Genomic DNA, 23,290 nt, shown 5'->3' on the forward strand with positions numbered 1-23,290 from the left:
GATAATAGTCAAGATAAAAACTTTGCTTCACAGCGAAGTTAATTTCGTTGGGTTTACTATAACTTGAATTAGCATCCGTATAACTTTAGAAACTCTTTAAGAACATTCCCGCAAAAATTGCCTGACAAAGTTAGGATTTACTCTCAATAATGTAATGAGAGTCTAATTTTTCCCTTATCCTTCGTGCAGCGAGTTAACAGTGCATGAGCTACTGCTTCAATCCTACCTGTGCCCATCCCAAAAATTTGTCATCTAGCCAGAGGTGTCATTCTTGTGGCTCACCATTATTATTGCGCGATCGCTATCGGATTATTAAACCGTTAGGTCAAGGGGGCTTTGGAGCCACCTTTGTAGCCGTAGATGAAGTCTTACCAGGTGAACCATGTTGTGTAATCAAGCAACTCCGTCCGTCAGGAACAGCCCCTCACATATTACAAATGGCACGGGATCTGTTTGAGAGAGAAGCGAAAACACTAGGCAAGATTGGTAATCATCCCCAAATTCCAAGGCTATTAGACTATTTTGAAGAAGAAACACAATTTTATTTAGTTCAGGAATATATCAGTGGTGCTACTCTCCAACAAGAAGTGAAAAAAACCGGATTCTATAGCGAAGCTGGAGTCAAACAGTTCTTGACAGAGATTTTGCCATTACTGCAATACATCCATGACCTCAAAGTAATTCATCGTGATATCAAACCAGCTAACTTAATTCGCCGTACTCAAGATGCCAGACTAGTATTAATTGATTTTGGCGCTGTCAAAAACCAAGTCAGCCAAATTGCGCCTAGCCAATCGGGACAAACGGCATTAACAGCTTACGCGATTGGTACTCCTGGTTTTGCTCCTCCAGAGCAAATGGCCATGCGTCCAGTTTACTCTAGTGATATCTACGCACTAGGCGTGACTTGTATTTATCTACTGACAGGGAAAACCCCCAAAGACATTCCCTACAATCCCACAACAGGTGAAATGATGTGGGAACAGCTGGTAGATATGAGCGACCATTTAACCACTGTCTTAAAAAAAATGTTGGAGGTTTCCGTTCGCAATCGTTACCAGTCAGCTTCAGATGTACTCAGGGCGATGGATATGGAACCATATCTAGACAGTTTAGCCAAAGGATTAATTGTCAAAACTGACACGGATAGTAGAGATAAAATCCAGAATCGATCAGAAAATTCTGGTAATTTGTCGAGTAATCCTACTTCCGGTAGCAATGATGGTGTGGCACAGGTAGCAGCAGCCATTCGTGCTAGAAGGGCTAAATCACCAGACACATCTGGATTGCGGGCTGGACGAACCCAAAACAAGCAGTTGATATCTAAACCATCCAGTGCGGCTAATAGCGATCTCAATGGTTCTCAAATTAATCGCCGATTAAATTCCGAAACTCTCCTCAAAGCATACTTAAAAGGTAGAAGAGATTTTGCTTCTTTCAATATCAGTCTTTTGAACTTAGAAGGAGCAGATTTATCAGGAACTAATTTCCACTCCGCTCAATTAAGAAAAACCAACCTCCAAAGTGCTAATCTTCAAAATACAGACTTTGGTAGAGCTAGTTTAATGCAAGCAAACTTAAGAGATGCTAATTTAACTAAAGCTTACTTAAGCCATGCTGATTTAGAAGGAGCGGACTTAAGAGGGGCTGATCTCAGTTATGCCTATATGAGTCAGGCTAATCTCCGGGGAGCTAATTTATGTGGTGCTAATCTGACGGGAGCAAAAGTTACTGACGAACAACTGGCATTAGCAAAGGTTAATTGGCTAACAGTGCGTCCCAATGGCAAACGCGGGTTTTTATAAAACTGGCTGACTTGGTGATTTTGAACAAATCTGATTGATGTTCTCACATTTATTTGCATTGAGTTGCATTGGGATCTTCAAATTCACCAGGTTGACGAATCAGAAGTTCATTTAAAATCAACTGTTCTGAAGGATTTATTACCTGTAATCGAACCACATTAGGTTCGACAGTTTGCCAGGAAACTCGATATTTATATTTAGCATTAGTCCATGTGAAGACAGGACGAGTTTTAGTACCAGATGCTTTGGCACCAACTAAACAAATTTTTTTCCCTGTTTTCAGGTTTAAGTTTTTATAGTAATACTTACCTTTGTCCTGCCAAAGAGTTAAACTCCAATTATTTGATTGAACCTGCCCATTAAAATATTCTCCCTCTGGAAAAGCCAGATTAGCCACAGCTTGACTCTGGACAGCAATATCTGTGATCATGGGCATAGAAAGACCAAAAAATAAAGCGATGCTTATTCCTCTAATTTTCATAATTGATTACTACCCTTGTGAATATCCTATGATTTTATCTGCATTATTCTAGAATAGAGTCATTTTAATAAACCTTAAATATACGCAATAAAATGCAAACTTATAGGCTCAATATTTTACTTTATTTTAGATGCTTTTAGTGGGAACAAAGCAATTAATTAGGGTTTGCTGAAAAAGCTATAGTATTATTTGGTTTTGAAAAGTAAGTAAAGGAGGTAATTATGGAACAAACAATTACTATTACTTTCACACCAGAAGGAAATTTAGAACTTCCTCCAGAAATTAGAGAACAATTTGTTAATGGTGAAAAATATGCAGTTAGCATGACTGATTATATTTTGATAACAGTCAACGGCTTCTTGATGAGCAGTTTCTCGACGATCATAAAGTGTCAACCAACCCCAAGTATCAATAAATAATTGACTATTCATACAATTCTTGATCTATATTTTGGGCTAAACTCCCATGTTCAACTGCACCAATAAACTCAGCTAGTGGATCATTGATCAAGTCTTCATCCTTCTTTGTCTGAGAATTAGATATGAGAACATGAAGAAACTGTAATACCTGACTAAGTTGTTCATCAGGAATTTGATTGATTTCTTCTAATACTACTTGTCGAAGATTTGGAAGGGTACTCATAGGAGTAAACTGAAATAGTTGGTATTACTTTCAATTATAATATAACCCACATTCAGTTAAAGCTATATTTAGCTAGTGGTTGCCAGAAATTGATTTTTTAGCGGTAAATTTTAACGAGCTTAGTTTGATATTAATGAAATTAGGTTAAAATCCGAATATTGGCAATTTTAGGTATAAACACTAGATTATGGCAAATCCAGAGCATTTAGCAATCCTGAAGCAAGGGGTAGGATATTGGAATAAGTGGAGAGATGAAAATTCAGATATAATACCTGATCTGAGTAGGTCTAATCTGAGTGATGCTGACCTGAGTGGAGCTAACCTGACTGGAACTTACCTGAATGGGGCTGACCTGAGTAAAGCTAACCTGATTTGCGCTGGTCTGTTTGAGGCTAACCTAATTGAGATTGACTTGAATGGGGCTGATCTGCGTTGGGCTGACCTGAGTTGGGCTGACCTAAGTAGGGCTAATTTAACCACATCCCAAGTAGTTGGTACAAATTTTCACAATGCAACCTTAACAGGTTCTTGTATAAAAGATTGGCAGATTAATATTAAAACAAACTTGGATAAAGTAATTTGTGAATATGTATATCTTGATCTCATAATTCAAGATTATTATCTTGATTTTAACAACACAGAAAGACGACCTATCAACGGTAACTTTGCACCTGGAGAATTTGCCAGTTTATATAAAAAAATTATAGAAAATACAGATTTAATTATAAGCAAAACTCTTGAAAATGATAATACTGTTAATAAGTCAGAAAAAAATATTGATGTAGATAATACTCCTAATAACCAGGGAGTTCAATTTCGTTCAGATCGAAAAATTCATACTTGGGAAAGACTACGCTTTCGCTCAAAAACAGAAATTAAAATAGCTGAAGCATTAGATAGAACTGGAGTTTTATTTGTACCCAACTCCTTAGCACGACTCACCACACCCAAAGGTAGAGAAAATAAAGAAGCAGATTTTCTCATTTGTTATAACGGTAAATGGGGAGTTTTAGAAGTTGATGGACCCTTTCACACGGCAGAACGCAGAGTTGAGGAACAAGAAAGAGAACGAATTTTCAAGAAAAACGGTATTAAAGTTGTAGAAAGATTTGATTCTGAAAGATGTTATAACAACCCTGATGAAGTAGTCCAGGAATTTTTCAAGATGATAGATATTGGATATTCTTAAAATCAAGTAAAATTAATATCCCTAACTTTTATGGGTAACGCGGGTTAAATCAAGCAACTTACGTTATAATCAAATAAATATCAACAATTATTCTTTACCAATAATCACAACTATGAACAGGGAATTAGTGAAAAAATTAGTTGAAATTATTCATTGTTTATCCCCAGAAGAGAAACAATTATTAGAAACAGAATTACAAATTAAACCTGATTGGAATATTATCAAAAAAAGCATCATTCAAAGAGGAGAAACACTTAACCAAAGACTTAACAATCAATCTTTACAAGATACAATTACTAATATTATCTCAGAAATGAGAGAAGAAAGATGTGAGGAATTAATCAATTCATTGAAAGTCCATGAATAATTATCTAATTTGTGTAGATGCCAGTTTTACCATTAACTTAATTAATAGTAAATCTATGGATTCACCATTTATCAAACTATGGGAAAATTGGCAACAAAATTCTGTTACTATTATTGCTCCCACATTATTTTATTATGAAATCACTAATGCTTTACATCGCATGAATCAAGCAAATTTATTAACCATTGAAGAGACAGAAAAGGCTCTGGAAGATGCGTTAAATTTAGGGATAGTTCTTTATGGAAGTTCTCAATTTTCCCAACTTCACGAAATGGCACTAACTCTAGCAAAAACGCTCAAACTATCTGCTGCTTATGATGCTCATTACCTAGCATTATCAAAGCTATTAAATGCGGAATTTTATACCGCAGATAAACGTTTATATAATAGTGTTAAATCATCTTTAAACTGGGTACGCTTTATTTCTCACACTTAACCTAAATCTGATTCTACACCTAACACCTTAACAAGTTTATATCCCCGAATTTTTTGATAAGTCGGTATTCTGAGGGGTTATTCAATATATGGTAAAATAAAATAACAAAACAACACACAAAACATGGCTACAAAAATCCCCGTTACCGTCATCACAGGCTTCTTAGGAAGCGGTAAAACCAGCATTATCCGTCACCTACTCCAAAACAACCAAGGACGACGTATAGCAGTATTAGTTAACGAATTTGGAGAACTAGGAATAGATGGAGAATTATTAAAATCTTGTCAAATTTGCCCCGAAGATGAAGTACAGGAAAATCAAGAAAATAACATATTTGAACTGACAAATGGCTGTTTATGCTGCACCGTCCAAGAGGAATTTTACCCCACAATGCGGGAGTTAATTAAACGCCGAGATAGTATAGATTGTATTATTATTGAAACCTCTGGTTTAGCTTTACCAAAACCTTTAGTTAAAGCTTTTCGTTGGCAAGAAATCCGCAATGCTGCTACAGTAGATGCAGTAATTACAGTGGTAGATTGTGCTGCGGTGGCTGCGGGAACATTTGCCAGTGATTTAGATGCTATAGCTGCCCAAAGACAAGAAGATGATAGTCTAGAACATGAAACACCATTGCAAGAATTATTTGAAGACCAACTTGCTTGTGCAGATTTAGTGATTTTGAATAAAACTGATTTAGTTGATGATCAGCAAAAATCACAAGTAATAGAATTAGTGAAAAATGAATTACCTAGAGAAGTGAAAATTGTCTCTAGTGATTATGGTAAACTAGACGCATCCATATTATTAGGATTTGAGTCCGCAGTTGAAGATAATTTAGATTCTCGTCCTAGTCATCATGACACAGAAGAAGATCATGATCATGATGATGAAATTAACTCAACTCACGTCATTTTAGACCGCACGTTTGACCCAGAGAAGCTACAAGCAAGATTAGAAAAACTGGCACAAGAACAAGAAATTTACCGCATTAAAGGTTTTGTGGCTGTTGCTAATAAACCCATGCGTTTAGTTATGCAAGGTGTAGGGACAAGATTTGATAAATTTTATGACCGTCCTTGGAAGCCAGAAGAAGCAAAACAAACCAGTTTAGTTTTTATCGGTCGTGATTTACAATCTTCAGAAATAGAATCTCAACTTGTTGCTTTGTAAGTAGTAGTCATCTTTCAGCTTGATGAATTTTTCCTCTTATCTCATTACTGTCACCTAATATGATGAATATCACAGATTTATTTAATGTTGCCAATTTGTTTGTTTTACCTTTTTGGGCTTTAATGATTTTATTACCCAATTGGAATGTCACCCGCAAGGTAATGGAATCATATCTTCCTTTTGTGGTTTTAGCTGGTGCTTATGTGTATTTATTTGTCACCAGCATTACTCCAGAAAACGCCGCAGCTTTATCAAATCCTCAATTAGCAGATATAGCCAGGTTTTTTAGTGATGAAACAGCCGCTGCTACAGGTTGGATTCACTTTTTAGTGATGGATTTATTTGTTGGTAGATGGATTTATTGGGAAGGTCAAAAAACAGGGATTTGGACAATTCACTCTTTAGCTTTGTGTTTATTTGCTGGTCCAATAGGTGTACTTTCTCATATTTTCACCTCTTGGATTTCTAAAGCCTTTTCTAAAGGTTATGAAGGTGTGATAGCAGAAGAAAAAGCTGCTGTTAATTAAATTTAGATGGGGGTTTAGCATTGCGCTTTACCCCTAAAATATCTAATGATTTATGCCATTTGGGCTATTCTATAATTGGCATCTACCCAGCAGCGTGGTAATTCTTCACCGGATGGAAATACTAATTCTGCTTTTTTGTAGAGGTCTGTTTCCTGTTCTTCTTCTCCTTCTTGGTCTTTGGCGTGGATAATGTCTCGATTTGGATCTATCAATTCTTGGAGATCCATAATTTTCACTAAATCGCTGCTGTTTTTGAGTTGTAAAAACATATACAAAACCCTCTATTTATTATTTGGTCTGGTGTTGATGTGTTTTTTAAACGCAGAGGTACGCGGAGGTAAACGCAGAGGAAGAGGGAGGAGGAGTTAGATTTCTTTTTGGTATTTTTCGAGAATATCTATGAGGTTGACTTGGCATTGCAGAGGTAGTAAATCAATTAATGCTAGTTCTTTTCTACCACCACCAATTTTAACGGGGATAGATTCTAATATCTGAATGACTCGGTTTTCGTTGACGTTTTTTTCGGTAATTAAAGGATACAATTTTTCTGCTACTAGATTATGTAGTTTGGCATCAGCTAGATATAAATGCCACTTAGCTATATCTATATAGATATTTTCGCCAATTTCTGATGCTAGGGCTTCTAGTAATTCTGTGGTATTAGTTTTAGCCATAACCCTATATTTTAAGTAAGAATGGAACTTTTTGCTGATTCCATTTTATCTGTTAATTGGGTAATTTGTCTCTACTCCCACAGGTTACAATGCCCTAGCTTTAGTAATCTCTCTTCAGGTGGATTTAGGTGGTGTTTGGTCGTAATTAGCGATCGCACTAATATATATTAGATGCAACAATATTACTCCTACCCAGCCTAGAGTTAATGGTGTTAACCATTCCCAAGATGTGGTTTTCAAGATGTGGAAAAACCATAACCCAGAATTGACCGTAGCTGCAACTGCTACATGGAAGGCAAAATTCATGCGGTCATCTAATTTGCGGAAATCTGGATCTTTGCGATCTGGTTTGCGAGGCCAACGAGGAGGCATAAATAATTAATATTTGTGAATTTGTTACAGATGTTAATACACTTTACCTATTTTAAGGTTTTTTGGGTCAACTCCTACGGGGAATTAAAATAATTTGTAATTACAGCGTATTGCAGGTTTATAGCGTATTTACTTGTGTTGTCTTGAAACCTAAACATCTTTCACCTACCTAATGGGAAGCAAAGAAATTAGCATAGGCTGATTCTATTGTGTCCAGTAACTTTAAAATGTCGTATGGTTTCGTTACCCAATGGGAAATACCCAAAGATGAAACTAATTCTTCTGGTTCTCCATAAGCAGTAGCGAATACAATAGCTAAATTAATGCCTTTTGTTTGAAGGTATTGATAAACTTCAATTCCTGTGATTTCTGGCATTCTATTATCTAAAATTAATAAATCTGGTTGATACTTAACTACTTTTTCTAAGGCTTCTTTACCATCTTTTGCTTCTATGACATCCCAGCCTTCTTCGTGCAGCAAAAAGGAAAGCATTTCTCGACTATCATCATCATCATCTGCAATTACCACTTGACGCTTTTTTAAATCTTGATTATTCATAAATAGTTACTTGGTTATGGGTAGAGAAAAAATTTCAGTGCTTGGTTCTGATTTAGAAGTATTTAATCCGGGAATAGATGTAAAACTGACTTGTGCAAATTCAGAATAGGGCATTTTTTCAACTGTAACTTTTACTGTTCCACCTTTACCTGCTCTTTCAAAAGAGTTGATAAAACAGCGTAGCAGCTTACGTAACAGAGTTCTGATATCTGCCAAGACTGAAATTTTATCTGGCCAATAAGTGAGGATTTCTACCTTGCGAATAGTAGCCTCAGTTGCTAATAGGTCTACCAAATCGAGCAAACTATCAGTAAGTGATAGAGGTTGAATTGAACCGATTTCCAATGATGCTAAATTGCGCCAAATTGTAGCACGATGTCGGAATATTTGAATGGATTTTTCTGCTTGTTGTAGTAATTTCAATGCATAATCCAATCGGTTAACAGCTACCATTCGGGAGCTAATTTCCAATTTTAAACGTGCGGCTTGATGCCCTTGGATAATATCTTGACGTAGTTCTTCTAATGGTTGATAGTCATCAGGACTTGATGTTAACACACGGCGAATCTGTTTTTCTAAATTTCCAATCAATAATTCTGCTTCAATACCGCCAGATGCACACAATAATATTTCTTTTAACCTTTGTCCAGCATCAGGACGACGGACGGAGATACTTAATATACCTACAATTTCCCGGTTTTCGTTCCGCAGGGGAATTCCCTGACAAGTGAAGGGATGAAATCCTTGAATAAAATGCTCTGCGGCTACAATTTCTACATAATCTTCTTCAGCTAAGGAAGTACCGATACCATTGGCACCTGCGACAGCTTCTGATAACAAGGAACCTGCACTAGGAAATGATTCGGAAGCTTGTACGGTTTCCTTGTCACCTACCACATCTAGTAGAATAGCTTGGCGATCGCTCAACATCACTGCATGACGATCATTTCCAGCTGCCTGTGATAATGTTCGGAAGTAAGGAGCCGCTACATTAATCAAATTACTATGTTGCTCTACTAAACGTTCAGTCTCTAACCTGGATAGTTTCTCAGCTTGAAGCGCGAGGTTATTAGCCCCTTGTAAATGCGATCTTTCCCAAGCACGATAGATTTCTGAGCGCAACATCTCAGCACAAATTCCACCTGTTGCCGTATATATACGTCCTGCTTCTACAGCATTATTTTCCGGATGGTACATAACTTTAACATCTCGTGGTTGAAAATATTAATTAGATACTAACCCACTCTTTTCACCACCCCCTGTCAAAACAAATAATCTTGGTATGTGAATACTGTCATTTATCATTTTCGTTTTATTCCTAAAATATTCTCAATTGTTTTTATCATGCCTCAACAACTATGACAATCCTGGTTAATGAGCGATAAATTTTTAATATCTCGCCAAAAAAGCCAAGAAAAAGAAAAAATATCAGATTTCACCCACAAACTTTGACATCAATCAAGTGGATGAATTTTTATGATCTTTAATTAAGATTTATTCATCTTTTTGATAGAGGGAGTTAATCAATCCACTTGTGAAGATGGTAATGAACTTGAGCGGTGAATAAAATGACTAAAGCAAATCCAGTTGAACTTCAAAAACACTTAAAGGGTGTTGATTATCCTGCCACCAAGGAAGAATTGATTGAAATAGCTACAGAACAAGGGGCAGATAAACAGCTTCTCTCCTTACTAGAACAATTACCAGAAGATGAGGAATATGAAAATCCCGCGGAACTTAACAAAGCTATAGGTGAAATTCAGTAAGTGAGGTAATGGGTAATGGTTTTTTTCTTCAACAATCACCAATTACCCAATCTAAAATCCAAAATCTAAAATCCAAAATTTTGATAATCTCCAGATTTTCCACCAGTTTTGCTGACTAAACTAATTGATTCAATTTGAATCGACTTTTCTAAGGCTTTGGCCATATCGTATAAAGTCAGAGCCGCAACAGAAACCGCTGTTAAAGCTTCCATTTCCACACCAGTTTCCGCCTTAGTTTTAACTGTGGCATAAATTTGATACCCAGGTAGTTGCTCATCTGGTTTAATATCGACTGTAATTTTTTGCAAAGGTAAGGGATGACAAAGGGGAATTAAATTTGATGTTTGTTTAGCAGCCATAATCCCCGCTAACCTAGCAGTTGCCAAAACATCCCCTTTAGGAGCATTTCCCGCTTCAATAGCCGCAAAGGTTTCTAGAAGCATCCGCACTCTAGCAGTGGCTACAGCTTCCCGTACAGTGGCAACTTTGCCAGACACATCAACCATTTGCGCCTCTCCCTGGGAGTCGAGATGAGTCAGTTGAGAAGAATTTGAAAAAATGTCTTGCGTCATTTGGGAAGTATGTGTTATTATCAGATTCGTTGGTTAAGGGCGTGTAGCTCAGTGGACTAGAGCACGTGGCTACGGACCACGGTGTCGGGGGTTCGAATCCCTCCTCGCCCGTTAAATAACAATAATTGCACAAACTCTGTTATCGGGTTTGTGCATTTTGTTTTTGGAAAGGAGGCAGAAGTTCTTAATTTTGGATTTTGGTGAAGCAGTGCGGTTTTGGGGTCTCCCCAAGTAGAGCAAGTAGCGTAGCTGCGCTTAACGCGAAGTGTGCCGGAGGGATTGTTTTTGTCAACACCAATCTAAAATCTAAAATTTTCTGACCCTACACCTTGCTTTTCAACGCATAGGCATCTTCACCACGACCAAAGGCAAAGCGGAGAGACTTGGAGATATTTTGACTCGACTGGGTGACAAAAATCAGAATTCCCAGAACAGTTAAACCGGTGGTAAAACCAAAGGTACTGCGATAGCCGATATGTTCAGCAACAAAACCAACAACTGGTCCGGCTATAGTCAGTCCAACATCAAATCCCATTAAAGATACACCAAATATCCGCCCCCGTTCGTGGGGTAAGGCTCTATCTGTCATCATTGTAGAAATCATGGGAATAGCAGTACCAGAAGCTGCACCTTCAATAACGGCTCCTATTAAGAAAATAAAGGCGCTGTTTGCCTGCCAAATAAATACCAATGCCAGAGTATAAGCAACCAGGCTGAAAGTTATAAATAAACCGCGTCCATATTTATCAGAAGCTTTACCAGCAAACAATCTAATACTAAAACTAGATATAGCAGCTGCGGTAAAAAACAACCCGGCATTTAAATCTATTCCGGTTGATTTAATATACAAGGCGATAAAAGTATGTACTGTACCTAATGATAAACCAATCAGTAGTAGCACAATTGCAGGTACACGCACGCGGGGACTGAAGAGTAATTGCCAAAATCCGTCATCTGTGGTGTTGAGAGGTTTTTCAACTACTGGTGGATTGACTATGGGCAGGATACAGATTAAGCCTAAACTACCTAAAACAGCAGAGGCAATAAATAATGGTGTGTAACCAGCGACTGCTTGTAAATATCCACCTAAAGCTGGGCCTATTGCCACACCGATAGGATTAACTAAACTCATATAGCCAATGACTTCACCTCGACGGTGTTCTGGTGATAAATCTCCCACCAAGGCGATGTAAGCTGTACCAAAGGCGGCAATACTGATGCCATGAAAGGCACGAATTACCATTAAAGCTAGAAGTGATTTTACTACTAAATAGCCCAAGGGTGCGATCGCAGCGACTGCCATTCCAATCACCAACACAATCTTTCTACCCCGACGGTCTGCTAACATTCCCACTTGGGGACGAAATATTAACATCCCAATGGCAAAGCTACCCATGACAATACCAATTTGTTGCTTGCTTGCCCCAAGAGATTCAATATATAAAGGTAAAGTCGGCAACAACGAAGCTAAACTTGACCAGAATAATAAACCCGCTGCAAATAATATCAGCAGGTTGCGCCGCAGATTAGCGTCAAAAGTATCAAAAGCTTTCACGGCAGATGCAGTTGTAGTGTTAAGTAATTTGTCTTTCTATTGTTACGTTACTTAACATTTTTTGCCACTACTTCCCGCACCCGATATATCGGTCTTCCCTGAGATTCATGATAAGTACGCATTAGCAATTCTGCCAAAAGACCGAAGCAGAATAACTGCACACCAGTTACAAGCAACAAAACTGCCAAAATTAGTAAAGGACGATTACCGATATCCGTATGGAAAAACAACTTCACGAAAGTTAAATAAATTCCTATTCCTCCCCCAGAAACCATAGACAGCAAGCCTAACAAACCAAAAACGTGCATAGGACGGGTGAGAAACTTTTTCATAAATAGAATAGTTAACAAATCCATCAACACCCGGAAAGTCCGAGAAATACCATATTTACTTTTGCCAAAGCGTCGTGCATGATGACGCACAGGCAATTCTGTAATTCTCGCACCTTCGATATAAGCTAAAGCTGGTAAAAAACGGTGTAGTTCTCCGTAAAGATTCATATCAGCAACTAATTCGGCACGATAGGCTTTGAGAGAACAACCATAATCATGAATATAAACGCTAGTAGTGCGACGAATTAACCAATTAGCAATTTTTGAAGGTAGCAGACGATTTACCGCCCCATCTTGACGATTTTGCCGCCAACCACTCACCAAATCATAACCCTCATCCAATTTTGCTAATAACATGGGGATATCAGCCGGGTCATTTTGCAAATCTGCGTCTAAAGTCACAATTGCTTTACCAGTGGCATAATTAAAACCAGCGGACATGGCCGCAGTTTGACCGTAATTACGCCGCAAAATTACCGCTTTTAAATCAGTGCGAAGTTGTGCTTGTTCCTTGAGAAACTCCGGCGAACCATCAGTAGAACCATCATCAACACAGATAATTTCATAACTCACCTCACTAGCGACCAAAATAGAAGAAATGGCTTCTAGCAATAAAGGTAAGCTTTCCACTTCATCCTTAATTGGTACAACTACGGATACATCTGGTAATTGTTTATTAGTGATTGGTAATGGGTGATTGGTGATTGGTAGTTGGTAATTGGTCATTGCTGATTGCTGATTGCTGATTGCTGATTGGCGATCGCTAATGGTTAATTTTACATCATCTAGTTCCCCGTCTCTGACTGGGAATTCTATCATAGAGGTTCTACCTCTAGTTTTATTAAAAGCAGAGCCTTGAGAATTCATTCCTATACAGAGTATGGGAACGAGGAACTTTAAACTTAGACAGAAAGAAAGTTTTACTTCTGACTCCTGACTCCTGACTCCTGACTGCTGCTGTAACTTTTCACAACTCTACCAGCACCGCGCAATTGTTTATAGTAAGTCTGACTAACTGTATCACCTTTTTCTGAAAGTTCATCAATACCAATTCCGTTGCGTCCTTGTTCTTTTCCTGAACTGTGGATATAGCAACCATCACCTAAATATAAACCTACATGAGTTGCTTTTTGGGGAGTACCAAAAAAGATTAAATCACCTGGTTCTAGTTCATTAATATCAATTGGTTGGGTAAAAGCTTCTTGTTGATAGGCATCTCTTGGTAGCCACACACCCACAGATTTAAAAGCAGCTTGCATTAAACCAGAACAATCATAATTTGGTGCAACAGTTCCACCCCACAAGTAATAATTATCTTCTTGTTTTGCAGCTTGAGTAAAAGCGATAATTTCTGGTATGCGTTGTTGAATTTCTGCGGCTGATATAAATTGGGGTTGATATATTGTTGCTGTTGGTTGGAGAAATTGCAAATCTTCAACAGATAACCATCCTGGATAGTCATCTTCACATAAACAAACTTCAACTGCTGTATTTTGATGATTGGATGTGATTTTCAAATGTCGTCCTGTTGCAGCTTGAGTTGCTAACCGGACACATTCAGGAGAATCATAGATATTTAGGTCAATGTTACACTGATATTCTTTTGTGGAGGAATGGGGAATTGGTAGGTTTATTGACATGATTAATATTATTTGAATTAGGATTTACAGGATTGCTATATTTCATTATTGTCTGAATCAGACTATTTCACATCATCACTCAAACCCACATTCGGATTTTTTAAATAATCTTTCAACCAAGCACAACCATCCTTTAATGCCCTATCTAAAGTCCGCATTCTGCACAGGCCACAACCGTGCTGTTCTGTCAGATGAGGCAGTAGCAATGGTTTTTCCGTCCGGGCTGAAACTCACATCCCTGACAGAATCTTGATGCCCCTGAAATTCTTGCAGCAGTTGCCCCTTTAAGTTCCACAACCGCGCTGTTCCGTCCGATGAAGCAGTAGCAATGGTTTGTCCATCCTGGCTGAAACTCACACTTAAGACAGAACCCTGATGCCCCTGAAATTCTTGCAGCAGTTGCCCCTTCAAATTCCACAACCGCGCTGTATTGTCATGAGAAGCAGTAGCAATGGTTTTACCGTCCGGACTGAAACTCACACTATAGACAGCAAAATTATCTCCACCAATAAATTCTTGCAGCAGTTGCCCCTTTAAGTTCCACAACCGCACTGTTCCGTCCGATGAAGCAGTAGCAATAGTTTGACAGTCCGGGCTGAAACCCACACTATTGACAGCTGCCCGATGCCCTGTAAGCTGTTTACGTTCTTTGATATCGTCGGGGATAGTCTTTACACCATTAACTTTACATTGTTCAGGGTTCGTAATTGGTTTGGCAATATCAGGTTCTCTTACTTGATTAACAGAATAAACAGAAGCCATACCCGCAATTACTACGAAACCCACAGCTAAACCAGAACTTAGCTTTAACCTTTTTTGTCCATTGGCAATTTGTTCATCAGCTTGACGTTTTGCATCAGCTAATATTTTTGTTGCTTGTTGCTGCTGTTTTAATTCTACCTTTGTCTTGTTTAGTTCTGCTGATAACTCATTTCCCTGTTGACGACGAATAAACTCAACTAAATAATCATGTACTAATTGATATCTATCCGCAGGTGATTCTGGTAAGAATAACACCAAACCAGACGCAACGAAAATATTTAAAATTAAATCCAGATTTTCACTTCCTTCAGGAAATTGTTCTGCTAATTCAGCGCGAGTCTTTAAAGGTCGTGTAAAGTTTTCATCTGTCAGTAAATATAAAACTATTCGAGCATTTTTTTTATTTTCTCCCCCACAGTCTTGAATAACATCTTCTAAAAACTTCTCAACTAATTTTTCTTTATTACCAAATTTTTGATAATGATATAAATTTGTAATTTGTTCTGATTGCAATTGTGTGCCAACAATTTGTAATTCTATTGGTTTAACTTCCCCAATATCTCCTGCTAAGTCTTTAACTAATTCATCAATTAATTCAGTTTGTAAATAAAATCTGGTTTTTGTAGTTAAACTTTGAAGAATTGCTTTAGCATCTACAGTAGAAAAGTTACCTAAATAATAGCGAATATTTTTATCAAGGATATTATTATTAGTAACTGTTAAATTAACTAATCGGTCTAATTCTAATAAATAATGTAAATAATCTTCCCGTAAGGAAAACACAATCTTAACAAAAGGAATATCTAAACAGACTCGTAAAAAATCATAGAATAATCTTCTTTTCTTTTGTCCAGTATAGACAAAGAAAAATTCTTCAAATTGGTCAAATATTAAAACTGTTAATAAATTTCTTTCAGCATTTTTTCGTAATTTTTGAATAATTACAGTTGTTGAATATTCATTAATTTGTAAATGTTGTCCTAACGTTTCTAACCAATTTGTATAAACTCGTAAAAGAATCGGTAAAACATCACGTTCTCCAATAGGCTCTTGTTGCAGTGCAGGAATTAATCCGCCTTGTAAAATTGAACTTTTACCAACTCCAGATGGTCCATGGATTACAGTTAATTTATGTTCATTTCCTGCAATTCTTTCTCGCAACCGCTTTACATCTTCTCCTCTCCCAGAAGCGGAAATTTCTTGAGCAATTGTGCCTGTATTTTCAACTTCTGGCATTGTGGGATTAACAACTTTACGCTGTGGGTTTAAATAAGATGCACCAACAAAAGCCCGAAAACCATATTGTTGTTCAATTTGTAGTTGTTCTTGTTTTAGATTAAAAGCTTCTAAATATTGTTTTTCTTGAAAACGTAATAAACTTAATTTCTTTAAAATAGCAATAAAAAGTTTAGGATTATATTGAGGATGACTTTCATTTTTAGCAGTTTCTAAAGTTTCAATTGCTGCTAAAATTTCTCCTAAACCTACTTGAGAATCTGCAAGTAATAAGCGATACAAGCTATATTCCTGAGATAATAAATTAGGAATATTAGTTAAAATAGCGAGTGCTTCTTGTGCGTATTGATTTCCTTTTTGCCATTCTTGATTTTCTAAAGCTACTTCTGCAAGAAAACCATAATTTTGAGCCTTGCATAATCGCCTTTGCATACGCTGTAAAGACTTTGCATATAACGTTTCTACATTTTGTAATTTATTTACATTATTAAAAGAATGGTTTTCATATAATTTAAGCGATTTTTGAGCGAGAGTTTCTAACTCAGTCCATGCTTTTAAATGTCGTAATATTTCCCCCAAACGATTGATATATTCAAAAACTAAATCTAATCTTTTTGCTTGTTCAAAAATCTCTAAAGCTTGCTGTAAATAATCTCTTGCATTTTGCCAATCTTCCTGATTTTGTGTATTACTGATTTCAGCTTTTCGCGTATAAGCTAAGGACATTTTTACCAATGTTATACCGTGACATTTTAAATTATTATTCGCTTTCCAAAATTCTCGACTTCGCTGATAATAAATTAAAGCATTATCTAGATGATCTTGTTGATATTCCCGTAAACCAAAAGCCAAATCTAAACCAGCTTGTATTTCTGGGTCTATTTCTTCTCCTCTGTTTTGTAAATCTTGACGCGCAGATTCTATTTCTTTGTAAACTTGGGGAGAAGGAATAACATCATTAGTAAATATTTTCTCGCTTGTTTCTTGCAGAAAACCAATTAAATCATCAGTATCATTTTCAAAGTCAATAATACTCCCCCAGTTTTCTAAATCTGGTGCGATTCTAATAATTTTCCTGAGAATTTGATCATCTATCCAAATCAGAATAGGAAAGGGAAAGTTTTTTCTAAACTCTTCGCGAATTTGGTTAGATAAACTCAAAATTCCGTCAATGTTTTTAACAGAGTCTAAACCAGAAATCATCAAAGCTTGTGGTTGTTCATTTCCCAATTCTTGGGAGATATTATTGTAGAGACTTTTAGCTGATTCTGGTAATGTAATTTCTCTAATTGGTATAGAAGAAATTTCTTTAAGTTGTGCTGCTATCTGCTGGCGTAATTTTGCATAATTGCAGCGCAGAAAAATCAGTGATAATTGATCTTGGGAAAAATTAATTGCTCTTAATATGGTTCTAAGAGAATTATCATTGTTTTCAGGAGGACTTTCTTGATTATTCATGATGTTAAATGCTGATTTGAAAATGTTTTAATCTACCCTAACACCCCACCCCTAACCCCTCCCCGCAAGCGAGGAGGGGAACTGGATACGCAATTTGATTATTCATGACATTAATTCCTTGGAATCTATCAAAATTGGATTAATATCAAACCAAGAACCTTCTTCATCTCGATATTCAAATACAAACATACTACGGAGTAAAATATCATATTTATCTTCACCTCTATAGGTTTTTGTTTTCTGCACTTCTTTTAGTAACTCCCATTCATCATCTGTAATTGCTAAATTTAACTCATTACACCGTTTTTTGATGACGGTTTCTACACATTTGCGAGAAATTGGTACATCTTCTATTTGCAAACAGCGAAATAATAACATTAATAGGTTACGCAAATGACCACCGCTAACTTTACAAAGTCGTTTTAATGTTTCAGGACTATCAAAAACTTTTGTAATTAAACTTTTAGCTTCTTCATCACTTACACCAGGAAAAGCTCTCTTCATTACCATTTCTTGTAAAAGTGTAATTCCTTCTTGGTAATCTGCACCATTTCTTTGTTTAATTGCCACCATTGGTAATACTTTTGGATCTACTCCAAACCGATTTGTCAATCTGCCTAAAGCGTTAGAAAATACAAGAACTAGGGGAATTGTATAAACGACATGACAGTTTAATTTGTTTAACTGTTCACCTCGTTCTACAAATAAATATTCTGGTTGATATTGACCATTTGGTTTGAGTGCATTATCTACTCTGTCGAGGTTATCAATGATGACAACTAAACCTGATTTACCTTGTTTTTTCAGTCTTTCTTTGGCTGGTATGAGTAATTCTTTGTTAATTGATTCTAAAATTCCATTGGTGCGGGGTTCTAAATATTGTCGTAGTTGACTACGCAGTTTGGGACTATCTTTAGTTTTGGCGGTAATTTTGCCAATACCGACAGATAATTCCGCTTCAACGCCAATATCAAGGGGAGTTTGTAAAAGTTCAGCTATTTCTGTGAAGAGGTTTTGAAAATATCCTGGTTTGAGTTTGATTTGTGCAGATTCTAAACTTTGACTAACTTCGCGGGCGATCGCAAGTAAAATATCTGTAATATCTATATCAGCTAAATCTAAACTTTGGCTAGACTCAAAATACACTACATGGAATCCCTGTTCTTGTAATTCTGCTTTCAACCGCAGCAACTCTGTGGACTTACCGCAACCAATATGTCCTGTAAATAATTGACAAGTCGGTTCTTCTGGAGAAAGTAGGGTAATAGTTCGTTTTAATTCTCTAATTATTTCTGCACCCCGCACCTCGGAAAAATCAATATAGTATTGTCTATCTTCAGCTTTGCTTTTATCAAGAGTTTTATTAGGGTTGCAAGCTTGATAAAATCTTGTTAAATCAAAAGTCATGATACATTACCTGAAATCAGCCTAATCATAGTTACTATCTCCGTAATTATACAGGCAATGATAGGATTAAGCGAGAAATGAGACTCCTGATACCATAAGGATATTGTTGACAAATGGTTTTTTTTAATAAAAACGAACAACTAGAACATCTCGGTAATCAAATTTTAGAGGCTACTTGGTCTAAATTTGCAAGTTTAGCCCGTAACCAAATTGCTTTAACATGGGTTGTGTATGATCCTCCTGTTCCTGTAAATACAGGTGGTGCGTTGACTCCTGATGCTTTTTGGAATCATCCTGTGCGAGGATTTAGTTATCGTGGTGTAGAACGCATCTATCCCGCTAGCGTAGTGAAGTTGTTTTATTTAGTCACGGTTCACGAATGGCTAGAAAAAGGCATGAGTAATACTTCCAAGGAATTAGAACGAGCCTTGGGTGATATGATTGTTGATTCTAGTAATGATGCTACCAGTTTAATTGTTGATATTCTCAGCGGTACTACTTCTGGTCCAGAGTTACCCACTGGCCCTTTTGAAACTTGGAAATATCAACGTAATATTATTAACCGCTATTATCAGTCCTTGGGTTGGGAAGAAATGGGGACTATTAACGTCTGTCAAAAAACTTGGGGTGATGGTCCCTATGGAAGGGAAAGGGCGTTTTATGGAGAGATGTTTGAAAATCGAAATATGCTGACTGCCAATGCTACGGCTAGGTTATTGCATAGTATCGTGGGTGGGGTGGCTGTGTCGAGTGGGCGATCGCAATCCATGATGTCTTTACTCAAACGTAGTATTAACCCTAATGAGTTACCCAAAGATGTGGAAGAAGACCAGGTTACAGGCTTTCTAGGGGGCGGTTTACCAGAAAATAGTCAAATTTGGTCAAAAGCTGGTTGGACAAGTTCCGTGCGCCATGATGCGGCTTATATTGAATTACCAGACCAGCGTCCTTATTTGTTAGTTGTATTTACAGAAGGGAAAGAACAAGCCAAGAGTCGGGAAATTTTACCTTTTGTTTCGGGAAAAATTGCGGAAGCTGTTAGCAATTTATAAACATGATATAAATTGTGCGTTAACAGAGTTTAACGCACTCTACCAGATTAGCAATTTCATCAGAGATACTTTAATCTTTAACTGCTGCAAAACTTAATTACTTATTAGGAAATTGCTCTGAATTTCTTGCTCTTAACGCTTCTCTAATTTGAGCCATAGTTTCTTTTTCAGGGGACTCTAGAATAATGTTTACGTTAAAGGATTGATGACGGATAGCAACTTTCTGAATGTCCATAACTGTTGCTGAAAACGAGAATGTCTTATTGGAAGTATCAGTATTTGTAACTACTCCTACCTTAAAGTCTTGAACTTGAATTTCATCTCCTTTTGCAAGTCCTGGATCAAAAGTATATGTATCAATAGTCAAGCATCCGCCTCCTTCTGGTTCATTTTCAAGATTAGCCAACAACAAGAGATTATAGTAAACAGTGCTTACAATCTTTTCTGTCATATTAATTTTCTTTGTATAAATGTAGAATAAAGACAAATAGCAGTATAGCTAGTTATCCAAAAATCTACAAGTAGATAATTATTCCAAACAGCTAGAAACACTATTTTTAGAAGTATAAGTTTTGTACTAAGTAGTTCAGGCGATGCTCACTTGTTAAAATATCGCTTTTAAAATTGGCTCTTCCGTCTGTTTTATGGTGGTTGAGGATTGATTATCACAAAACCCCTACGGGGCAAAGGTTATGAACTATAATGCCCATATTTTCAATGAAATGCCGACACAATAAGGCTTTCAATGATTTTGAACTGGGTTCTCCATAACAAGTACCGAAGAACCTTAAAATTTAATTCGGCGATAGATTTCATTCAGAGGAAGTTCTACATTTAAACTGTGCAGACGAACTGACTTTTCAATCTGATCATAAACTTGCAATTGCCAAAGATTATTATTTTGGTCTTCTTGTTTATAATACTGCTCAATATAAGGTTCAGTTTGACTGATAAGCACATATTCACAAAAGCTAGAAAGAGAGCGATATTTCCTGAATTTCTCTCCTCTGTCATAACCTTCTGTAGAAGGAGAAAGAACTTCAATAATCAGTAAAGGATTGAGAATTTCATCAGTACGATTGCCGTTAAATTCCGGTTCACCATTAATTACCAGAACATCAGCATAAGTTCCATGATTAAAATCAGGAATCCAGATTCTTAAGTCTCCATTATAAGTTTGAAAGTTAGTATCTCTAAGAGCTAAATTGAGCAAAGTAGTAATATTTACGGTAATACGGCTATGAACTTCTGAACCTCCCGGCATAACAAGAATCTCTCCATTACGGTATTCGTGGCGTTCTTGGGCGGTTTCCTCCATTGCTCGATACTCATCTGGGGTGAAATGAGTTGTTGCTGCTTCTGGGGTAAGGTTTGGTGGGTTGCTTTGAGCGATAACCATGCGATCGCATCTCCTAAAAAAATGTAGACTTGAAACTATTATGGCTTACAGCATTTTAAACGGCGTGAATATCTACACAAGGTTCACCGTGGCAATGATTAACTTCCACAGATATATGAGCAAGAGATGGAATATCTTTTAATAGGTTTTTATAATATTCTGGTGTTTGTGGGTAATGAGTAACTAGGGAAATTGTAGCTGCCAAATGATGCTGACCAACATACCAAATATGCAAATCTGTAACTCGATTATCAGCGTCTTCTTCAATGGCGTTGACAACAGCTAACTTTGTTTGTTTATCAATTGCGCCATCTAGCAAAATTGTACTAGTATCACGCACCAAACCATAAGACCATTTGGCAATTACAGCAGCACCAACAAATCCCATAGCCGCATCCATCCAAACCCAGCCCAAAAACTTACCAGCAAATAAAGCAATAATGGCAAAAATAGAAGTTAGTGCATCTGCTAAAACGTGGACGTAAGCAGCACGAAGATTATGGTCATGATGGTCGTGATGATTATGATCATCTTCATGTTCATGGTGATGATGATCTTGCAATAAAAAAGCACTGGTTATATTAACAACTAAACCAATAATAGCAACACCAATTGCTTCATTAAACTGAATAGTTTGCGGCTGAAAAAAACGACCTAGTGATTCAATTCCCATCACAAAAGCGATGACAGCAAGTGCTACAGCACTAGTAAAACCTCCCAATACGCTAACTTTTCCTGTACCAAAGGTATATTTAGGATTACTGGCGTTACTTCGTGCATATTGATAGGCAAAAATCGTAATTCCAAACGCTGCAACATGGGTTGTCATGTGCCAACCATCAGCAAGCAAAGCCATTGAACCAAAAATTGTGCCAGCGACAATTTCTGCAACCATCGTTAATGCTGTTAGCAGCATGACTATTTTGGTATTTCTTTCTGCATGATTTTGGTTAACAGAAAAGTCGTGAGAATGCTGCCATTGTTCTAGCGTATGGATATGCACGGAACTTTTTCCACTCCTTTGGTCAATATATTCAAGATTACAGCGATTTTTTCAGATTTTGTGCTTAATTTTTCTAGCTAACAGCCGGTATAAAAATCTGCATAATGTTAATTATAAATGCGATCGCCCAGCTTGTAGGATGGGTAAAAGAACCAAACCCATTACCTACAAACATCAAAGCTATTCTCATCACCCTGGTAAATCCAAAGCAATCAACAAAGCCTGCGCCAAATGTGTCAACACAGCTTCAGAAAGCACCCCTCTCAAACGCAAAAAGCGGGTTTTAGACAATACCCGCACCTGATCTGCCATTGCGATCGAGTCTTTCTTGAGTCCACCATCTGGTGCTAGAATTAAAACCTGAGTCGGGTAAACTCGTTTCCCGTCTTGATAAGTGGTACAAGGTACTGCTAAAACAACCGGGCTAGATACATTAATCACGTCACGACTGACAATAATTACGGGGCGAGTTCCTCCCTGTTCTGAACCTTCAGTCATCTCCAGACGCGCATCATACACTTCACCCCGCCTCATCTTGGAATTTCCCCTAACTGCAACGCCTCCCATTGCGCTGGCGCAAATTCAGACTCCATTTTTAAGACTTCTGCTTGATAATCTGGATCTCTTGTCATTTCTGCCAAAGCAGCATCTATTTCGGCTCTTTTTTGGGCTGCTAACTCACGCTTTAAAGCCTGGACAACAAAATCATTTCTATTCTTGGCTTTTCCTTCCAGCACTGCCTTATCTGTAGCTTCCAGCAGTTCTTTCGGGATAGTTAGCGTCGTGCGAATGGTTTCTGCCTTCATAGCGCGTTCATCGTGTGATGTCTGAAGTGATGACTTATATGATATCGTTTCAGGCATAAAATAGTAAGTAAAAGATG

The 23,290-nt window shown here is 37.2% G+C and carries 27 protein-coding genes and 1 tRNA gene; 10 read left to right on the forward strand and 18 right to left on the reverse strand.

From position 1 onward, the window contains the following. Positions 1–203: 203 nt before the first annotated feature. Entirely contained in the window at positions 204–1,805 is a 1,602-nt protein-coding gene (locus tag ACLLO5_RS07525) for a protein kinase domain-containing protein (protein ID WP_413174853.1), read from the forward strand. Positions 1,806–1,854: 49 nt separating this feature from the next. Here ACLLO5_RS07525 and ACLLO5_RS07530 read toward each other — a convergent pair whose 3' ends face one another. After that, the gene (locus tag ACLLO5_RS07530) at positions 1,855–2,286 is read right to left on the reverse strand and encodes a hypothetical protein (protein ID WP_413174854.1); all 432 of its coding nucleotides are present in this window, start codon (positions 2,284–2,286) and stop codon (positions 1,855–1,857) included. Positions 2,287–2,507: 221 nt separating this feature from the next. Here ACLLO5_RS07530 and ACLLO5_RS07535 point away from each other — a divergent pair, with 221 nt between their 5' ends. Continuing rightward, positions 2,508–2,705, forward strand: a complete 198-nt coding sequence (locus tag ACLLO5_RS07535) for a hypothetical protein (protein WP_413174855.1) — start codon at positions 2,508–2,510, stop codon at positions 2,703–2,705. 4 nt (positions 2,706–2,709) lie between these two features. On the opposite strand, the gene ACLLO5_RS07540 is transcribed toward ACLLO5_RS07535, so the two are convergent. After that, positions 2,710–2,928 carry a hypothetical protein gene (locus ACLLO5_RS07540; protein ID WP_413174856.1) on the reverse strand — a complete coding sequence of 73 codons (219 nt, stop codon included), beginning with the start codon at positions 2,926–2,928 and terminating at the stop codon, positions 2,710–2,712. A gap of 187 nt (positions 2,929–3,115) precedes the next feature. Here ACLLO5_RS07540 and ACLLO5_RS07545 point away from each other — a divergent pair, with 187 nt between their 5' ends. The 5 genes from ACLLO5_RS07545 (at position 3,116) to ACLLO5_RS07565 (ending at position 6,620) form a co-directional block, all read left to right on the forward strand. Then, a complete protein-coding gene (locus tag ACLLO5_RS07545; protein ID WP_413174857.1) occupies positions 3,116–4,117 on the forward strand; it encodes a pentapeptide repeat-containing protein in 1,002 nt (333 codons plus the stop codon). Positions 4,118–4,229: 112 nt separating this feature from the next. Then, positions 4,230–4,484 (forward strand): hypothetical protein, encoded by a 255-nt coding sequence (locus tag ACLLO5_RS07550; RefSeq protein WP_413174858.1) that lies wholly within the window; start codon positions 4,230–4,232, stop codon positions 4,482–4,484. Further along, positions 4,477–4,920: a type II toxin-antitoxin system VapC family toxin gene (locus ACLLO5_RS07555; RefSeq protein WP_413174859.1), complete on the forward strand. Its 444-nt coding sequence runs from the start codon at positions 4,477–4,479 to the stop codon at positions 4,918–4,920. Before ACLLO5_RS07550 ends, ACLLO5_RS07555 begins: the two co-directional genes overlap by 8 nt. Positions 4,921–5,043: 123 nt before the next feature. After that, complete coding sequence (gene cobW, locus ACLLO5_RS07560; RefSeq protein WP_413174860.1) at positions 5,044–6,093, forward strand: cobalamin biosynthesis protein CobW; 1,050 nt, start codon at positions 5,044–5,046, stop codon at positions 6,091–6,093. Positions 6,094–6,155: 62 nt separating this feature from the next. Continuing rightward, positions 6,156–6,620: an ABA4-like family protein gene (locus ACLLO5_RS07565; RefSeq protein WP_413176028.1), complete on the forward strand. Its 465-nt coding sequence runs from the start codon at positions 6,156–6,158 to the stop codon at positions 6,618–6,620. 50 nt (positions 6,621–6,670) lie between these two features. Here the strand turns inward: ACLLO5_RS07565 and ACLLO5_RS07570 are convergent, their stop codons facing one another. The 5 genes from ACLLO5_RS07570 to ACLLO5_RS07590 all read right to left on the reverse strand — a co-directional run bounded on the left by ACLLO5_RS07570 (position 6,671) and on the right by ACLLO5_RS07590 (position 9,422). After that, on the reverse strand, positions 6,671–6,889 hold the full coding sequence (locus tag ACLLO5_RS07570) for an acetyltransferase (RefSeq protein WP_413174861.1): 219 nt from the start codon (positions 6,887–6,889) through the stop codon (positions 6,671–6,673). Between the two features lie 96 nt (positions 6,890–6,985). Then, on the reverse strand, positions 6,986–7,294 hold the full coding sequence (locus ACLLO5_RS07575) for a DUF3181 family protein (RefSeq protein ID WP_413174862.1): 309 nt from the start codon (positions 7,292–7,294) through the stop codon (positions 6,986–6,988). A gap of 114 nt (positions 7,295–7,408) precedes the next feature. Next, positions 7,409–7,666 carry a hypothetical protein gene (locus ACLLO5_RS07580; protein WP_413174863.1) on the reverse strand — a complete coding sequence of 86 codons (258 nt, stop codon included), beginning with the start codon at positions 7,664–7,666 and terminating at the stop codon, positions 7,409–7,411. Between the two features lie 169 nt (positions 7,667–7,835). Then, on the reverse strand, positions 7,836–8,225 hold the full coding sequence (locus ACLLO5_RS07585) for a response regulator (RefSeq protein WP_413174864.1): 390 nt from the start codon (positions 8,223–8,225) through the stop codon (positions 7,836–7,838). A 6-nt stretch (positions 8,226–8,231) separates the two neighbouring features. Then, on the reverse strand, positions 8,232–9,422 hold the full coding sequence (locus tag ACLLO5_RS07590) for a GAF domain-containing protein (protein WP_413174865.1): 1,191 nt from the start codon (positions 9,420–9,422) through the stop codon (positions 8,232–8,234). Positions 9,423–9,793: 371 nt separating this feature from the next. Here ACLLO5_RS07590 and ACLLO5_RS07595 point away from each other — a divergent pair, with 371 nt between their 5' ends. Continuing rightward, complete coding sequence (locus tag ACLLO5_RS07595) at positions 9,794–9,991, forward strand: DUF2795 domain-containing protein (RefSeq protein ID WP_413174866.1); 198 nt, start codon at positions 9,794–9,796, stop codon at positions 9,989–9,991. Between the two features lie 65 nt (positions 9,992–10,056). Here the strand turns inward: ACLLO5_RS07595 and moaC are convergent, their stop codons facing one another. Continuing rightward, a complete protein-coding gene (gene moaC / locus ACLLO5_RS07600) occupies positions 10,057–10,563 on the reverse strand; it encodes a cyclic pyranopterin monophosphate synthase MoaC (protein WP_413174867.1) in 507 nt (168 codons plus the stop codon). 37 nt (positions 10,564–10,600) lie between these two features. Between moaC and ACLLO5_RS07605 the strand changes: the two genes are divergently transcribed. After that, positions 10,601–10,674: transfer RNA gene (locus ACLLO5_RS07605), tRNA-Arg, on the forward strand. Positions 10,675–10,885: 211 nt separating this feature from the next. Here the strand turns inward: ACLLO5_RS07605 and ACLLO5_RS07610 are convergent. From ACLLO5_RS07610 to ACLLO5_RS07630, 5 genes are all read right to left on the reverse strand, one after another. Continuing rightward, positions 10,886–12,118 (reverse strand): MFS transporter, encoded by a 1,233-nt coding sequence (locus tag ACLLO5_RS07610; protein ID WP_413174868.1) that lies wholly within the window; start codon positions 12,116–12,118, stop codon positions 10,886–10,888. A 47-nt stretch (positions 12,119–12,165) separates the two neighbouring features. Next, positions 12,166–13,176, reverse strand: coding sequence for a glycosyltransferase family 2 protein (locus tag ACLLO5_RS07615; RefSeq protein ID WP_413176029.1), 1,011 nt, complete (start codon positions 13,174–13,176; stop codon positions 12,166–12,168). Between the two features lie 194 nt (positions 13,177–13,370). Beyond that, entirely contained in the window at positions 13,371–14,090 is a 720-nt protein-coding gene (locus ACLLO5_RS07620) for an NlpC/P60 family protein (protein ID WP_413174869.1), read from the reverse strand. Between the two features lie 141 nt (positions 14,091–14,231). Beyond that, on the reverse strand, positions 14,232–17,546 hold the full coding sequence (locus tag ACLLO5_RS07625; RefSeq protein ID WP_413174870.1) for a hypothetical protein: 3,315 nt from the start codon (positions 17,544–17,546) through the stop codon (positions 14,232–14,234). 102 nt (positions 17,547–17,648) lie between these two features. Beyond that, positions 17,649–18,953 carry a P-loop NTPase fold protein gene (locus ACLLO5_RS07630; RefSeq protein WP_413174871.1) on the reverse strand — a complete coding sequence of 435 codons (1,305 nt, stop codon included), beginning with the start codon at positions 18,951–18,953 and terminating at the stop codon, positions 17,649–17,651. Positions 18,954–19,066: 113 nt separating this feature from the next. Here ACLLO5_RS07630 and ACLLO5_RS07635 point away from each other — a divergent pair, with 113 nt between their 5' ends. Continuing rightward, the gene (locus ACLLO5_RS07635) at positions 19,067–20,005 is read left to right on the forward strand and encodes a serine hydrolase (protein WP_413174872.1); all 939 of its coding nucleotides are present in this window, start codon (positions 19,067–19,069) and stop codon (positions 20,003–20,005) included. A gap of 97 nt (positions 20,006–20,102) precedes the next feature. Here the strand turns inward: ACLLO5_RS07635 and ACLLO5_RS07640 are convergent, their stop codons facing one another. The 5 genes from ACLLO5_RS07640 to ACLLO5_RS07660 form a co-directional block, all read right to left on the reverse strand. Further along, on the reverse strand, positions 20,103–20,456 hold the full coding sequence (locus tag ACLLO5_RS07640; RefSeq protein WP_413174873.1) for a hypothetical protein: 354 nt from the start codon (positions 20,454–20,456) through the stop codon (positions 20,103–20,105). 336 nt (positions 20,457–20,792) lie between these two features. Further along, the gene (locus ACLLO5_RS07645; protein WP_413174874.1) at positions 20,793–21,404 is read right to left on the reverse strand and encodes a Uma2 family endonuclease; all 612 of its coding nucleotides are present in this window, start codon (positions 21,402–21,404) and stop codon (positions 20,793–20,795) included. Positions 21,405–21,459: 55 nt separating this feature from the next. Then, positions 21,460–22,407 (reverse strand): CDF family Co(II)/Ni(II) efflux transporter DmeF, encoded by a 948-nt coding sequence (dmeF, locus tag ACLLO5_RS07650; protein WP_413174875.1) that lies wholly within the window; start codon positions 22,405–22,407, stop codon positions 21,460–21,462. 189 nt (positions 22,408–22,596) lie between these two features. Beyond that, positions 22,597–22,941 carry a type II toxin-antitoxin system PemK/MazF family toxin gene (locus ACLLO5_RS07655; protein ID WP_413174876.1) on the reverse strand — a complete coding sequence of 115 codons (345 nt, stop codon included), beginning with the start codon at positions 22,939–22,941 and terminating at the stop codon, positions 22,597–22,599. Then, positions 22,938–23,213 carry a ribbon-helix-helix domain-containing protein gene (locus tag ACLLO5_RS07660; protein WP_413174877.1) on the reverse strand — a complete coding sequence of 92 codons (276 nt, stop codon included), beginning with the start codon at positions 23,211–23,213 and terminating at the stop codon, positions 22,938–22,940. Before ACLLO5_RS07660 ends, ACLLO5_RS07655 begins: the two co-directional genes overlap by 4 nt. Positions 23,214–23,290 lie beyond the last annotated feature (77 nt).

This window comes from Anabaena azotica SJ-1, assembly GCF_047275885.1.
Lineage (GTDB): Bacteria > Cyanobacteriota > Cyanobacteriia > Cyanobacteriales > Nostocaceae > Trichormus_B > Trichormus_B azotica_A.